Genomic DNA, 15,481 nt, shown 5'->3' with positions numbered 1-15,481 from the left:
AAGCCAAGAGTTAACCAAACAAAAACATTTAGGCGTGATAGAGGTAACAGTTTGGTGATGATAGTCACACAAATGGTATGGATATGGCGTGGGCGCGCAAACGGCTGTCGATGAGGGGTGCCTGAAGGGATGAAACGGGGCGGCGGTGCGCCCCGCAGGTTAAGGCCGGATCAGCACAGCTCCAGCTGCACGTCGTACTGTTCGATGATTTTCATCACGCTCGGCGGCGGCAGCTGGTCGGTAAACAGGTAGTCGATCAGGTTCATGTTGCCCAGGTTGACCATGGCGTTGCGGCCGAATTTGGAATGGTCGGTCACCAGCATCACGCAGCGGGAATTTTCGATAATCGCGCGTTTGGTGCGCACTTCGTGATAGTCGAATTCGAGCAGCGAGCCGTCCATATCGATGCCGCTGATGCCGAGAATGCCGTAATCGAGACGGAATTGGGAGATGAAGTCCAGCGTGGCTTCGCCCATGATGCCGCCGTCGCGGGTGCGCACTTCGCCGCCGGCCAGGATCAGGCGGAAGTCTTCCTTGGCGGTCAGCAGGGTGGCGACGTTAAGGTTGTTGGTGACCACGCGCAGGTTCTTGTGGTTCATCAGCGCATGGGCCACCGCCTCCGGCGTGGTGCCGATATCGATGAACAGCGTGGCGCCGTCCGGGATCTGGCTGGCGACGCGCTGCGCGATGCGGGCCTTCTCTTCCGACCACATCACCTTGCGATCGTTATAGGCAGCGTTGACCGAGCTGGAAGGCAGCGCCGCGCCGCCGTGGTGACGCTGGATCTTGTTCTGGTCGGCCAGGTCATTCAAATCGCGGCGAATCGTTTGCGGGCTGACGTCAAAATGTTCGACCAGCTCTTCCGTGCTGACGTAACCCTGCAGGCGCACCAGCTCGATAATTGCGTCATGACGCTGTGTTTGCTTCACGATAATCCCCTAAAACGCCCGCTATGCCCATTGGGGCATAGCTCCCGGCTGTTATTGTTCGTTGTGTGCGCGATGACGCGTATCCCAAAATGCCATCAATAACCCTAACACTAAACCGGCTATGTGTGCCGCGTTGGCGATCGACATTCCTAAAATATCGAAATATCCGGCCACCAGCCACAGCACCGAGAACACCATCAGGCCGCGCGGCAGCATCAAGCCGCGCTCCGGCGCCCGTTCGCCCGACAGCCACACATAGCCCATCAGCGCATAAACCACGCCCGACAGTCCGCCGAACAGCGCGCCGCTGAACAACGATTGCGCCCAGCCGCTGAAGAACGCCGACACCACCGCCAGCACGAACAGCTTGCCGGCGCCGAGGCGTTTTTCCATCTGGCCGCCGAGATACCACCACCACATCAGGTTAAACAGGATATGCAGCAGGGAGAAATGCAGGAACGCATGGCTGACCCAGCGCCACAGCTGCGTGTATTGGCTGCTGTCCTGCGGCCAGGAGAGCCAGTACATCACGGTATCGTCGCCCAGCGCCTGCATCAGAATATAGACCGCGATGCACAGCACCATCACGCCGAGCGTCAGCGGCCCGGCCTTGCTGCGCAGGGTGTGCAGGTAGGATTCGCTCTGATAATGCAGGCCGGCGTCGGTATGGCCGGTCTGCCAACTGGCGGCCTGATAACGGCGGTTGAGCGGATCGGCCAGAAACTGCTGCAGCTCGTGTTGCACCTGCTCGAGGTGACCGTCGTCGGCCAGCCAGATTTCCGCCGCCTCGCCGCTGTTGCGCAGCTCAAGCCGGATGCCCTGGGTCGCCATATAGTCGACAAAGGCCAGCGCCAGGCGCGGGTTGGATATGGCGATTACTCTAACCATTGCTCTTCCGTCGTAAGTGAATGATTTTGGCCGCGGCTTGCTCGCCGGCGACCCTGACGGCCGATTATAACGTCGAAATCCTGAGCGCTGGCAAACGGATCTGCGAAAAACCCGCGAAAACGCGCACAAAAACGAAAGGGAAGCCCGCCGATGCAGGGCGGGCGGCGGGGATCAGGCAGAGGTTTCCACGTCTTGCGGATACTGGCGGGCCCAGGCTTCGAAGCCGCCGTCGATGCTGTAGACCGCGTCGAACCCCTGGTGCAGCAGGTACTGCGCCGCGCTGCGGCTGCTGTTGCCGTGGTAGCACATCACCATCACCGGCCGCTCGAAGTCGTTTTGCTGCATAAAGGCCGACAAGGTGGCGTTGGTGAGGTGAAAAGCGCCCGGCGTATGCCCGGCTTCAAAACTTTGCGGATCGCGGATGTCGACCAGGGCGGCGCTGCCCTCTTTCCAGCGGGTGTACGCCTGCTCAACGTTGATCGCTTCGAACTGTTCCATACTGCTGACTGCCTCGTAATAGGGGGACGCCGCTATTGTAACCAACTCTGCGGCGTTTAAGACCAGAGGGATATCAGGGTTTTTACGCGCCGTAGCCCATCATTTTCAGCAGTTGCTGCGCCTGCTGCACCGCCTCCTGGCGATGGGCCACGCCCAGTTTCTGGTACAGATTGCGGATATGCGTCTTGATGGTGGTGGCCGCCACGTCCAACTCGCCGGCGATCTGGTCGTTGCTGTAACCGGAATAGATCAGCCCCAGCACCTGCCATTCGCGTTGGGTCAGCGGGCTGGTGCGGATCAGTTCTGGCACCTGCGGGTGGGTCAGCAGCTTATCGACGAAGTTCTCGTCAAAATGCGCGAACTTGTGCCGATGATGCTGGTTGATGTCGCGCAAGATACGCTGGGCGCGATGCTGTTCCAGCTCCGGCAGCGTGTTGAGCTGGATCAGCTGGCGCAGCTGCTGCGCCATCGCTTCGCCCTCGATGACGAAGTGGCTGATAAAACCGGTGCGGTTGGCCAGCGACAGCGCTTCGATCAACGCCTGCTGCGCTTCGCCTTTGCGCTCTTGCAGCCAGTAAAGCTGGTTGCTGAGCAGCAGATTGCGGTTGAGATCGCTCACCAGTCGCAAGCGGCGAGCGTTTTCGTTCAGTTCATCCAGCACCACGCCGGCCTCTTCATACTGGCCGAGCAGGATCTGCACCCGCGCGATGTTGCGCCATTGGCCCTGCGTGAAATGGTTGTCCGCCATGCCGGGTTTTTCGGTATGACGCAGCCACTGGGCGGCGGCGGCGGTGTCGCCGGTCATCTGCCAGTGGATCACCCGCGATTTGTCGGTGTTGGTCAGCCAGTCGCGATGATAGTGCGCGCCGTGCAGCAGGGTTTCGCAGCGCTGCAGATGGGTATTGGCGTTGTCCAGATCGCCGCGCGCCAGCGAGCATTTGGCCAGCATGGCGATGCACTGCAACTGCTGCTGCGGTTGGTAGTTAGCCAGGATTTTCAGCCCGGCGCGCGCCGCGTCTTCCGCCTCGTCCAGCCGCGACCACGACCACAGGATCTGGGCGCGGATGCGCAGCAGGAACTCGTGCATCGGCAGCTGTTCCAGGTGCTGCTCGCGGATCAGTTCGAACGCCTTGTCCTGGGTTTCGTAAGCGGCCTGCAGGAAGCCTTGGGCGATAAGGATTTCGCTCTGCTGCAGCAGCGCCCAGAGCGCATAATGGTTGGCCTGATGGCGTCGCGCCATCTGCTCGGTTTGCTGCATCATCGGCAGCGCGCGCGCCAGTTCGCCCTTGCAGTGGTGCACTTCGCCGGTCACCGAGGTGGCGACGATGCGGCTGTAGTAGCTGGACAGCGGCAGGAATTTCAACGCTTCGGTCGCCAGCCGTTCGGCCTCTTCCGGTTTACCGGCGTTGATCGCCACCTGGGCGCGCAAGGCGTCGAACTCGGCGTGCAGCGTTTGGTCTATTTCGATTTTCTGCTCGCGCATGGTGCGCTCGGCGCGCTCCAGCAGGGTGTTGACCTCACTGTAGCGGTGCTGGCTCTGCGCCAGCCAGGCCTGCAGCAGCGCCAGCTTGGGGTTTTGGATCAGGCGCTCATACGGCAGCGCGTTGAGGCATTCCTCCAGCAGGGCCAGTTCGCTGTGGTGGAACAGCGACCAGGCGTGTTGCAGCAGGATATCGCGCAGCATGCTGACGTCGCTGGCCGCCAGCGCGTGGTGAATGGCCTCCGCCGGATACCCCAGCGCCAGCCAGCCCTCGGCGGCGGCGCGGTGCAATCCCGGCAGTTCCAGCGCCAGTTCCCACTGGCAGCGCTGGCGCAGGAAAGAGGCGAACAGCGGATGGAAGTTGAACCATTCGCCGGTGTCGTCCATGCGGTGGATAAACAGCCCCTGGCGCTCCAGCTCCTCTAGCCGTTGCTGGCCGTTGTCTTCGCCGGTCAGCCGCACGATCAGCGCGTCGTTCATCGAGCGCAACACCGAACAGCGCAGCAGGAAGGCGCGCGCATCGGCATCAACGTGATCCAGCACTTCGTCCACCAGATAGTCGGACAGGTGACTGGCGTTCAGCCCCGCCAGCCGCTTGGCCGACAGCTGAGCCGATGAGGCGGATTGGCGAGCCGACAGCGCGATCAGCTGCAGCGCGGTGGCCCAGCCTTCGACTTCGTCGCACAGGCGGCTGCTGTCCTGCTGTTCCATCGGCGCCGCCAGGCGGCAATCGAAGAACTGTTTGGCTTCCTGATGGGTGAACGCCAGCTGCTGCGTGCCCATTTCCAGCAGCTGATCGCGCACCCGCAGGTTGGCGATGCCGAGCGGCGGCAGAGTGCGCGAGAGCAGGATCAGCGTCAGGTTTTCCGGCTGATGGCGCAGGAAAAAGCGCATGGCTTCATGGATGGCGTCGTTGGTGATCAGGTGGTAGTCGTCGATCACCAGGTACAGCGGCTGATGCCAGTCGGCCAGCTCGATAAACAGTTGGGCGAACAGCGCCGACAGGCTGGCGTACTGGTGTTTCTGGCTCAGCGCCTCGCTCTTGACGCAGCGGCCGCCGCTGGCCTGCTGCAGGGCGGCGATCAGGTAGCTGGCGAAGCGCTCCGGCTGGTTGTCGCTCTCATCCAGGGAATACCAGCCCAGATCGGCCTTGCCGGCCGCCCATTGGGCGATCAGCGTGGTTTTCCCGTATCCCGCCGGGCAATTGACCAGTGTCAGACGATAGTTGCCCGCGCTGGCCAGTTTGGCCAGCAGGCGATCGCGGATCACGGTATTTTGCAGCCGTACCGGGCGGCTCAGTTTTGATGGGATCAGCATAGTATTCCAGGGTATAAATCGCGGTTCCCGCCGGGATTGGAGTGGCGCTAATTATTTTATGGTTCGTAATTAATAGCTCCCCCTAACTTCTGCCAACCCTAAACGTATTGCAACAAGCTTCCGCATCGGCTTGGAGTTAAGTTGCTATCGATCACACTTTTTTACGTTTGGCGCCGGCGTGCGGCGATACGGTGGCGGATCGCATTTCCGGCCATGGACAAAACTTCAGCAGCGCGAATACTTGTGCTAACGTCAGGGTTAACGTTCTCAGTGCTCGCCGCACGCGTTGGCGGGCTTTTTTGCATCGTTGCAAGGGAGTCAAACAGTGCCTGAGATCACAATTCCAGCTACGCCCCAATCCTCCTCCCCAGCTAATCCCCAGGCGGGATGATGCCGTCAGGCTTTCTCACCGGCACGATAGCGGCAATTTGACCCACTTACTGGATAGAGAGTTTTCCTTATGTCACAGCCTACGCTCAAGAAGGATGCTTTTCTGGCGGCGCTCGCCCGTCAGTGGCAACAGTTCGGCCTCAGTTCCGCGCAGCAAATGACGCAACATCAATGGTGGGAAGCCGTCAGTGCGGCGCTGGCCGAGCAGTTGGCCGCACAGCCGGCGCCGCGCAAAAGCGCCAAACCGCTGCGTCACGTGAACTACATCTCGATGGAGTTTCTGATCGGTCGGCTGACGGCGAACAACCTGATCAACCTGGGCTGGTACGACACCGTCGAGCAGGCGCTGGCCGAGCAAAACGTCAAGCTGGCGGATCTGCTGGAGCAGGAAACCGATCCGGCGCTGGGCAACGGCGGGTTGGGGCGGCTGGCGGCCTGTTTCCTCGACTCGATGGCGACGGTGGAACAACCGGCCACCGGCTATGGGCTGAACTACCAGTACGGGCTGTTCCGTCAGTCGTTCCGCGATGGGCAACAGCAAGAGGCGCCGGATAACTGGCAACGCGAGAGCTATCCGTGGTTCCGTCACAACGCCGCGCTGGCGGTGGACGTGGGCATCGGCGGCAAGCTGGAAAAGCAGGCCGACGGCCGAGAACTGTGGCGCCCCGCCTTCACCCTGCGCGGCGAAGCCTGGGATTTGCCGGTGCTGGGGTATCGCAACGGCGTGGCGCAGCCGCTGCGCCTGTGGCAGGCGACCCATCAGCATCCGTTCAACCTGAGCGATTTCAACGACGGCAAGTTCCTGCAGGCGGAGAAGCAGGGCGTAGAAGCCGACAAGCTGACCAAGGTGCTTTACCCGAACGACAACCATCAGGCCGGCAAGCGCCTGCGCCTGATGCAGCAGTATTTCCAGTGCGCCTGCTCGGTGGCGGACATTTTGCGCAAGCACCATCAGGCCGGCCGCAAGATTGAAGAGCTGCCGAAGTACGAAGTGATCCAGCTGAACGACACCCACCCGACCATCGCCATTCCGGAAATGCTGCGCATTCTGCTGGACGAGCACCAGCTGGAGTGGGAGGCGGCCTGGGCGATCACCAGCAACACCTTCGCCTATACCAACCACACCCTGATGCCGGAAGCGCTGGAATGCTGGGATGAAAAATTGGTGCGCAGCCTGCTGCCGCGCCATTTCTCCATCATCAAACAAATCAACGCCAGGTTTAAAAAATTGGTGGATAAGCACTGGCCGGGCGACAAGGCGGTGTGGGCCAAACTGGCGGTGCACCACAACAAGCAGGTGCGCATGGCCAACCTGTGCGTGGTCAGCGGCTTTGCGGTCAACGGCGTGGCGCAGCTGCATTCGGATCTGGTGGTGAAAGATCTGTTCCCGGAATACCACCAGCTGTGGCCGAATAAATTCCATAACGTCACCAACGGCATCACGCCGCGCCGCTGGCTCAAACAGTGCAACCCGGCGCTGTCGGGTCTGATCGATGAGACGCTGAAGGTGGAGTGGGCGAACGATCTCGACGCGCTGCGCGGGCTGGAGAAATTCGCTGACGACGCGGCGTTCCGCCAGCGTTATCAGCAGATCAAACGCGACAACAAGGTGGCGCTGGCTCAGTACGTGCACGGCGTGATGGGGTTGACGCTCGACCCGGACGCGATCTTCGACGTGCAGATCAAACGCCTGCACGAGTACAAACGCCAGCACCTGAATCTGCTGCACATCCTGTCGCTGTATCGCCAGCTGCGCGACAACCCGAACCTGGACATCGTGCCGCGCGTGTTCCTGTTCGGCGCCAAGGCGGCGCCGGGTTACTACCTGGCGAAGAACATCATCTACGCCATTAACCAGGCGGCCGAGAAGATCAACAACGATCCGCTGGTGAAGGATCGCCTGAAAGTGGCGTTCATCCCTGACTACCGTGTGTCGGTGGCCGAATTGATGATCCCGGCGGCGGATATCTCCGAACAGATCTCCACCGCCGGCAAAGAGGCTTCCGGCACCGGCAACATGAAGCTGGCGTTGAACGGCGCGCTGACGGTCGGCACGCTGGACGGCGCCAACGTCGAAATCGCCGAGCAGGTGGGCGAAGACAATATCTTTATCTTCGGCAATACCGTGGAGCAGGTGAAGGCGATAGTGGCGAAGGGTTACGATCCGCTCAGCTACCGCAAGAAAGACAAGCACCTGAAGGCGATTCTGGACGAGCTGGCGAGCGGTGCCTTCAGCCACGGCGACAAGCACGCGTTCGACATGATGCTGCACAGCCTGCTGGAAGGCGGCGATCCCTACCTGGTGCTGGCGGACTTTGCCTCGTACTGCCAGGCGCAGCGCCGGGTCGACGAGCTGTATCGCGATCGGGACGAATGGACGCGGCGGACTATCCTTAACACCGCGCGCGTCGGCATGTTCAGCTCGGATCGCTCGATCCGCGATTATCAGCAGCGTATCTGGCAAGCCAAACGTTAAGGAGAGCGAATGGATCGCAAGCGTATCGATCAGGCGGCAGCGCAGGCGGGGATCGCTGCCGATTTTATCAATGCCCACGGCAAGCGGCAGGCGATTGAACCGGAGACCAAGCGCAAGCTGTTGGCGGCCATGAACTGGGGCGCTGCCGAGCGGGAAAGCGCGCCGCCGCCGTTACCGGCGGTCAAGGTGTTCTATCAGGGCGCGCCGCTGGCGTTGACCCCGGCGGGTGAAGGCGAGTACCTGTGGGCGCTGCAGCGTGAAGACGGCGAATGCCTGCAGGGGCGCGTCGGCGCGCGTAAGACCCTGACGCTGCCCGGCGATCTGCCGATGGGGTACCACCAATTGATGCTGAGCCAGGGCGAGCAGCAGTGGCCATGCCGAGTGATCGTCGCGCCGAGACGCTGCTTCGAGCCGGACGCCTTGCTGACCGGCAAGAAGCTGTGGGGTGCCTGCGTTCAGCTGTATACGCTGCGTTCCGATCGCAACTGGGGCATCGGCGATTTCGGCGATCTGCGCCTGATGGTGGAGCAGGTGGGGGAACGCGGCGGTGCCTTCGTCGGCCTCAATCCGATCCATGCGCTGTATCCGGCCAACCCGGAGAGCGCCAGCCCTTACAGCCCCTCATCGCGCCGCTGGTTGAATCTGGCGTATATCGACGTCAACGCGGTGGAGGATTTCCAGCGCAGCGACGCGGCGCAGCGCTGGTGGCAGAAGCCGGCGACGCAGAAGCAGCTGGCCAAGGCGCGCGCCGCGGAGTGGGTGGACTACACCGCCGTGATGCAGCTGAAGCTGGCGGCGCTGAAGCTGGCGTTCCCGCTGTTTCAGGCGCGCCAGCCGAACGACGCGCAGCGTCAGGCGTTCGAGCAGTTCGTGGCTGAGGGGGGCGACAGCCTGTATCAGCAGGCGGCGTTTGATGCGCTGCATGCCCATCTGGCGGCCAAAGACGCCAGCCAGTGGGGCTGGCCGGCCTGGCCCGAGCGCTATCGGCAGGGGCAGAGCGACGCGGTGTGGCAGTTCTGCGCCGAACATCAGGACGCGGTCCGCTTTTACCTGTGGCTGCAATGGCTGGCGGGCACGCAGTTCGCGCAGTGTTTTGACCAGAGCAGGCTGCAGCAGATGCCGATTGGCCTGTATCGCGATCTGGCGGTCGGGGTGGCGGAAGGCGGGGCGGAAACCTGGTGTGACCGCGAGCTGTACTGCCTGAACGCGTCGGTCGGGGCGCCGCCGGATATTCTGGGGCCGCTGGGGCAAAACTGGGGCCTGCCGCCGATGGATCCGCACGTGATGGCGGCGCGCGGGTATCAGCCGTTCATCGATCTTTTGCGTGCCAACATGACCAGCTGCGGCGCGCTGCGCATCGATCACGTCATGGCGCTGCTGCGGCTGTGGTGGATCCCGTATGGCGAAACCGCCGATCGCGGCGCCTATGTCAAATACCCGGTGGACGATCTGCTGGCGGTGCTGGCGCTGGAAAGCCAGCGCCACCGTTGCATGGTGATCGGCGAGGATCTCGGCACGGTGCCGGTGGAGATCGTCGGCAAGCTGCGCGACAGCGGCGTCTACTCCTACAAAGTGCTCTATTTCGAAAGCGACGGCGAGCACCATTTCCGCGCGCCGCAGGCCTATCCGGTGCAGGCGATGGCGACCATCACCACCCACGATCTGCCGACGCTGCGCGGCTACTGGCAAAGCGACGATCTGACGCTCGGCAATCGGCTGGGCCTTTACCCGGACGCGGAGATCCTGCGAGCGCTGTTCGCCGATCGGGAACGCGCCAAACAGGGGTTGCTGGACGGATTGCATCGCTATGGCTGCGTGCCGCAGAAGGTAGGCAAGAAGGCGGCGCTGCTCGGCATGAGCCCGCTGCTCAACCGCGGCCTGCAGCGCTATGTCGCCGACAGCGCCAGCGCCCTGCTCGGCCTGCAGCCGGAAGACTGGCTGGATATGGCGGATCCGGTCAACATTCCCGGCACCAGCGATCAATACCCTAACTGGCGGCGCAAGCTGACCCAGACGCTGGAGGAGATGTTTGCCGACCCGCACATAAACCGCTTACTGAAGGATTTGGACAAGCGGCGCCGCAAGGTGTCGGTGGGCTGAAAACGACAATGCCGGAACGGGTTCCCCCTTCCGGCATTATGTTATCTACCGTGGCGCGAACGCCGGGTATCAATAGTAGGAGTGCTCGCCGCGCTGGTGCTCGGTCAAATCACGCACGCCCTTCAGCTCCGGGAATTTCTGCAGCAGCTCTTTCTCGATGCCTTCTTTCAGCGTGACGTCCACCATCGAACAGCCGTTGCAACCGCCGCCGAACTGCAGAATAGCCATGTTGTCGTCGGTGATCTCCATCAGCGTTACGCGGCCGCCGTGACCCGCCAGCTGCGGGTTGATCTGCGACTGCAGCACGTATTCCACGCGCTCCATCAGCGGCGCGTCGTCATCGACCTTGCGCATCTTGGCGTTCGGCGCCTTCAGCGTCAGCTGAGAACCCAACTGGTCGGTCACGAAGTCGATTTCGGCGTCTTCCAGATACGGCGCGCTCAGCTCATCGACATAGGCGGACAGTTTGTCGAACTTCAGTTCGGTATCCGTCGCTTCTACCGCGTCCGGCGGGCAATAAGAGACACCGCATTCGGCCGTCGGCGTGCCCGGGTTGATCACGAATACGCGGATTTGGGTGCCTTCTTCTTGATTTGCCAGCAGTTTGGCAAAGTGTTCCTGTGCAGCATCTGTTATACGGATCATAGCATTAGCTCAATAGTTGACTTCTATAGTCGGTTATAATACGCCCATTGCCGTGGCACTACAACGTGCGGCAAACGCACCATATCTGCACCGAAGCGGCGCCTTGCCGCCGCAGCAGCGCCGCGATCGCCGCGACGGTGCTGCCGGTGGTCACCACGTCATCCACCAGGGCGATATGCCGGCCGGCGACCGGCACGGTACAGGCGAACGCGCGCTGCAGATTGCGTCTGCGGGCAGAGGCGCTCAGCCGCTGTTGCAGGGCGGTTTTGCGCACCCGGCGCAAGGCGGCGGGCCGATAGGCGCAGCCCAGCCAGCGCGCCAGCGGCCGGGCCAGCAGATCGCTCTGATTATAGCCACGGCGCCAGCAGCGTGATGCATGCAAGGGTACCGCTAAAATCAGGTCGGGTCTGTTCAGATACTGCTCTCTTCGCGCCTGCTGCCACCGCAGCAGCATCAGGCGCGCCAGCGTCGGCGCCAGCTCGGGCGCGCGGTGGAACTTGAACCTTTTTACCAGTTGGCTGAGCGGCGCAACGTAGTCGCCGACGAACACCAGCCGCTGCCAGGGCGGCGGCCGTTGCAGGCAGCGGCCGCAGGGCATTTGCGTCTCGCCGGCGGGCAATCCGCAGCGCGGGCAACACGGAGGGTTGACCGGCAGATGGCGCAGGCAGCAACTGCAGATGCCATGACGCACCAGGCGCAACGGCTGTCGGCATAGCCAACAGCGGCTGCGGATTGATAGCATAGGGCCTCCGACACGGATAAGCATGAAAGGACAGTAACCAATGACAGCGCTGTACTGGCAAACAATAGGCGAAGGCGAACGCGATCTTGTGCTGCTGCACGGCTGGGGATTGAACGCCGAAGTGTGGAGTTGCATCCAGGCGCGACTGACGCCGCATTTTCGCCTGCATCTGGTCGATCTGCCGGGATACGGCCGCAGCCAGGGGTTCGGCGCCCTGTCGCTGGAGCAGATGACGGATATCGTGCTGGCGGCCGCCCCGCCGCAGGCCTGGTGGCTTGGCTGGTCGCTCGGCGGGCTGGTGGCCAGCCAGGCGGCGCTGATGCAGCCCGGGCGGGTCAAGGGGCTTATCACCGTGGCCTCCTCGCCGTGTTTTGCCGCTCGTGATGCATGGCCGGGGATCCGCCCGGACGTGCTGAGCGGTTTCCAGCATCAGCTGAGCCTGGATTTCCAGCGCACCGTCGAGCGCTTTCTGGCGCTGCAAACGCTGGGTACCGAGAGCGCGCGTCAGGATGCGCGCCAGCTGAAAGCGGTGGTGCTTAACCAGCCGACGCCGAGCGTCGAGGTGTTGAACGGCGGGCTGGAGATCCTGCGCACCGCCGATCTGCGCGCGCCGCTGGCGGAGTTGAATTTGCCGCTGCTGCGGATCTACGGTTATCTGGACGGGTTAGTGCCGCGCAAGGTCGCCGAGCTGCTCGATGCCGCCTGGCCGAATTCTGCGTCGCAGATCGTGGCCAAAGCCGCCCATGCGCCGTTTATCTCTCATCCCGATGAATTTGTGACGATGATCGAAGCGTTTATTGCAGCACATTGAATGCAGCGGGAAAACGCACGATAGAGCGCGAAAAAAAACGCCGCCGGGTGGATAAAAGACAAAGCTGTTCAATACTTAGTGAGTCAATGCGTTGGCTGCAAAATGAAAAGACCGCGTGCGGCGCTTTTCATTTTGGCGTTTCGTCTCTGGGAAACGGGCCCCGTCAGGGAAAGCAACGAGGCCTGAGGATGTCGCGGCAGCCTGCGGTACTACGCATGGATTTTTGACGGCTTTCATAACAGATAAATTATCCATTGAGAGGTTAGTGTCATGAAATCATTGAAGATGATTATTGCAGCGGCAGTGCTGGGTTCGGTGTCTTTCGGCTCCATGGCGGCAACCCTGCTGACCAAGGAAGATCTGGATAAGAACCCGGGTAAATACGAGAAGATCGGCACCGTCACCACGACGGCGGAAACCACATCACCGATGGACGCCAAGGAAGAGCTGTCCAAACTGGCTGACGAAAAGGGCGGTCAATACTACGTGATCCTGGCAGGCCGCGAACACGGTAAATTCAGCGCCATCGCCGAAGTTTACAAAGACAAACAATAAGCCTTGAACGGTAATGGGGCGCCCGTCATTGGCGCCCCTTATCTTCAGGCTTTCAGTCGGTAGAACACCGTGCTGCACCCCTGGCCCTGCGGGCAGCTTTTGCAGCCGCCGCTCAAACAGGCGCCATCATCCTGTTCGATGCGCTCCACTTTCCCCATCGCCGTCAAACGATCCAGCATCGCCTGCACCAGCGGCAGCGGCGTCGCCAGCGATTGGCTGAGCTGCTGCGCCTGGGCGCTGCCGCGCAGCGCCAGCGCATCGCGCACCTGCAGCAGCCCGGCCATCAGTGACAGCTCCCTTTGGCGCCCTGACAACAGGCCGCCGGCGTGGCGTTGCCCAGGCGCACCGTGACGCGGCTGCGCGCCCGGCGCAGGCCGAACAGCACCAGCAGATTCACCAGCACCACCGCCAGGATCGCCGTCAGGCTGTACTGCGGGTGTTGGTTGAAGGTCGCCGCTTGGTAGAACAGCGTCGCCAGCGAGTAGGCCACATTCAGCCCCCACAGGATGGAGAATGTCATCCAGCCGCGGCTTGATTCGCGGGCGATGGCGCCCATCACCGAGACGCAGGGCACATACAGCAGCACGAAGATCAGATAGCTGTAGGCGGAGATGCCGGAGCCGAATTTGCTGCTCATCACGCCCATCGAGCCGACGCCCATCTCGCCGTCGCCCTTGCTGGCTTCGATCGGGTTGGACAGCACGCTCAGGCTGAAGGTGTTTTTCAGGCCGTCCCAGGTTTCCTGCAGCGCGCCGCCCAGCTCATCGAGCAGGTTGAAGTTGGCGGCGTCGAACGCCTCTTTGTTGATGTGCTCGGCGGTATACAGCGTATTCAGCGTGCCGACCACCACTTCTTTCGCCATCGCGCCGGTCACCAGGCCGACGGTGGCCTGCCAGTTATCGCGGTGGACGCCCATCGGCTGCAGCAACGGCGTCAGCACCTTGGAAACCGTGGCCAGCGCGGAGTCGTTGATGTTGTCGACCGTTTTGCCGCTGAACGAGAAGCTGTTCAGGCCGCCGATGAATATGCTGGCCACCACGATCACCTTACCGGCGCGCAACACGAACCCTTTCAACCGCTGCCAGGTTTGCAGCAGCAGGCTTTTCAGGTGCGGCACGTGGTAAACCGGCAGCTCCATCACGAACGGCGAGGCTTCGCCGCGCATGAGGGTGTATTTGAGTACCAGGCCGGTGAGGATCGCCACCGCGATGCCGAGCATGTACAGCGAGAACACCACCCCTGCGCCGTCCTGGCCAAAGAAGGCGGCGGCGAACACCGCGAAGATCGCCAGCCGGGCGCCGCAGGACATGAACGGCGCCATCATGATGGTGATCAGGCGCTCGCGTTGGGCGTCCAGCGTACGGGCGCCCATGATGGACGGCACGTTGCAGCCGAAACCGACGATCAGCGGCACAAAGGATTTGCCCGGCAGCCCGAGCGCCTGCATCAGGCGATCCATCACGAACGCCGCACGCGCCATGTAGCCGGAGTCTTCCAGGAACGACAGGAACAGGTACATCATGCCGATCTGCGGCACCAGCGGCAGCACGGTGTTGATGCCGCCGCCGACGCCCTGCGCCAGGAAAACGGTCAGCCAGTCGGGGAAGTGCAGGGTGTAGCCGAGCCACTGAATGCCCTGAATGAAGATCGCCGCCGAGCCGATATCGAAGATCGGCTGCAGCGCGCCGCCGATGTTGATCGCCAGCAGGAACATCAGGTACATCACCAACAGGAAGATCGGTACGCCCAGCCAGCGGTTGAGGATCACTTTATCCAGCATGTCGGTCAGGCGGTTGGGCATCGCCTGCTGCGAGTTGCTGACCGCGTCGCTCAGGGTGGCGATAGACTGGTAGCGCGCGTCGGCGATCACCAGCGCCGGGTCTTCTTGCTGCTGCTGTTGCAACGCCTGAATGGTCGCAGGCAACAGCGCGACGGCGGGACCGGCCAGCCGGTGGCTGTAGATGTCGCCTTCCAGCATCTGCAATGCCAGCCAGCGGCGTTGCACCGCCGGCAGCGTTTGCGGCATGGCATCGCTCAGCGTGGCGACCGCTTTCAGCAGCAACGGCGGGTAGTTCACCTGCGCCTGCTGTTCGTTGAGGCGATGATTGTCGATCATCTGTTTCAGCACGCCGATACCGTCGGCGCGAGTGGAGATCATCGGCACTACCGGGCAGCCGAGGCGTGCCGACAGCGCGGCGACGTCGATATCGATATGCTGGCTTTTGGCGATGTCGAGCATGTTCAGCGCCACGATGCAGGGAATGCCCAGCTCCAGCAGCTGCAGCGTCAGGTAGAGATTGCGCTCCAGGTTGGAGGCGTCGACCACGTTGATCAGCAGATCGGCGTCGCCGCTCAAAATGTAGTGGCAGGCGATCTGCTCATCGAGCGAGGTTTGCTCTGAAATGGTGGTCAGGGAGTAGGTGCCGGGCAAATCGACCAGCCGCACGTCGGACTGCGGGGTAGTGAAATGGCCTTCTTTGCGTTCGACCGTCACGCCCGCCCAGTTGCCGACCCGTTGGCGTGCGCCGGTCAGCTGGTTGAACAGCGTGGTTTTGCCGGAGTTCGGGTTACCGATTAAGCCGATGGTGAGTTTTTTCATAGTTCTGCGTGTCGTCTTCAAGGAGAGCCGCGCCGGCGCAAGGGCGCGTCG

12 protein-coding genes are annotated in these 15,481 nt (G+C 62.1%); 4 read left to right on the top strand and 8 right to left on the bottom strand.

The annotated features are described in order from the left end of the window. Positions 1–170: 170 nt before the first annotated feature. From WFM45_RS22730 to malT, 4 genes are all read right to left on the bottom strand, one after another. On the bottom strand, positions 171–929 hold the full coding sequence (locus tag WFM45_RS22730; protein ID WP_004930797.1) for a DeoR/GlpR family transcriptional regulator: 759 nt from the start codon (positions 927–929) through the stop codon (positions 171–173). 51 nt (positions 930–980) lie between these two features. Next, a complete protein-coding gene (glpG, locus tag WFM45_RS22725; RefSeq protein WP_015379321.1) occupies positions 981–1,817 on the bottom strand; it encodes a rhomboid family intramembrane serine protease GlpG in 837 nt (278 codons plus the stop codon). A 171-nt stretch (positions 1,818–1,988) separates the two neighbouring features. After that, entirely contained in the window at positions 1,989–2,315 is a 327-nt protein-coding gene (glpE, locus tag WFM45_RS22720; protein ID WP_004930790.1) for a thiosulfate sulfurtransferase GlpE, read from the bottom strand. An 82-nt stretch (positions 2,316–2,397) separates the two neighbouring features. Next, the gene (gene malT, locus WFM45_RS22715) at positions 2,398–5,112 is read right to left on the bottom strand and encodes an HTH-type transcriptional regulator MalT (RefSeq protein ID WP_033651750.1); all 2,715 of its coding nucleotides are present in this window, start codon (positions 5,110–5,112) and stop codon (positions 2,398–2,400) included. 460 nt (positions 5,113–5,572) lie between these two features. Here malT and malP point away from each other — a divergent pair, with 460 nt between their 5' ends. Next, positions 5,573–7,978 (top strand): maltodextrin phosphorylase, encoded by a 2,406-nt coding sequence (gene malP / locus WFM45_RS22710; RefSeq protein WP_336957319.1) that lies wholly within the window; start codon positions 5,573–5,575, stop codon positions 7,976–7,978. 9 nt (positions 7,979–7,987) lie between these two features. Then, on the top strand, positions 7,988–10,078 hold the full coding sequence (gene malQ / locus WFM45_RS22705) for a 4-alpha-glucanotransferase (RefSeq protein ID WP_336957317.1): 2,091 nt from the start codon (positions 7,988–7,990) through the stop codon (positions 10,076–10,078). Positions 10,079–10,147: 69 nt separating this feature from the next. Here malQ and nfuA read toward each other — a convergent pair whose 3' ends face one another. Continuing rightward, a complete protein-coding gene (gene nfuA, locus WFM45_RS22700) occupies positions 10,148–10,723 on the bottom strand; it encodes a Fe-S biogenesis protein NfuA (RefSeq protein ID WP_004930777.1) in 576 nt (191 codons plus the stop codon). Positions 10,724–10,781: 58 nt separating this feature from the next. Further along, entirely contained in the window at positions 10,782–11,465 is a 684-nt protein-coding gene (gene gntX / locus WFM45_RS22695; RefSeq protein ID WP_033631903.1) for a DNA utilization protein GntX, read from the bottom strand. Positions 11,466–11,505: 40 nt separating this feature from the next. On the opposite strand from gntX, the gene bioH reads away from it, so the two are divergent. After that, positions 11,506–12,276 (top strand): pimeloyl-ACP methyl ester esterase BioH, encoded by a 771-nt coding sequence (bioH, locus tag WFM45_RS22690; protein WP_021504761.1) that lies wholly within the window; start codon positions 11,506–11,508, stop codon positions 12,274–12,276. A 270-nt stretch (positions 12,277–12,546) separates the two neighbouring features. After that, positions 12,547–12,831 (top strand): YdgH/BhsA/McbA-like domain containing protein, encoded by a 285-nt coding sequence (locus WFM45_RS22685; protein ID WP_004930765.1) that lies wholly within the window; start codon positions 12,547–12,549, stop codon positions 12,829–12,831. Positions 12,832–12,875: 44 nt separating this feature from the next. Here the strand turns inward: WFM45_RS22685 and WFM45_RS22680 are convergent, their stop codons facing one another. Together WFM45_RS22680 and feoB are read right to left on the bottom strand one after the other, a co-directional pair. After that, on the bottom strand, positions 12,876–13,115 hold the full coding sequence (locus WFM45_RS22680; protein WP_004930758.1) for a FeoC-like transcriptional regulator: 240 nt from the start codon (positions 13,113–13,115) through the stop codon (positions 12,876–12,878). Next, positions 13,115–15,430 carry a Fe(2+) transporter permease subunit FeoB gene (feoB, locus tag WFM45_RS22675; protein ID WP_336957314.1) on the bottom strand — a complete coding sequence of 772 codons (2,316 nt, stop codon included), beginning with the start codon at positions 15,428–15,430 and terminating at the stop codon, positions 13,115–13,117. The genes WFM45_RS22680 and feoB overlap by 1 nt, the downstream gene beginning before the upstream one ends. Positions 15,431–15,481 lie beyond the last annotated feature (51 nt).

This window comes from Serratia sp. KG1D, from assembly GCF_037150675.1.
Lineage (GTDB): Bacteria > Pseudomonadota > Gammaproteobacteria > Enterobacterales > Enterobacteriaceae > Serratia > Serratia nematodiphila.
Note: the sequence above shows the minus strand (reverse complement) of the source record. Positions and strands in the feature narration are given on the sequence as shown.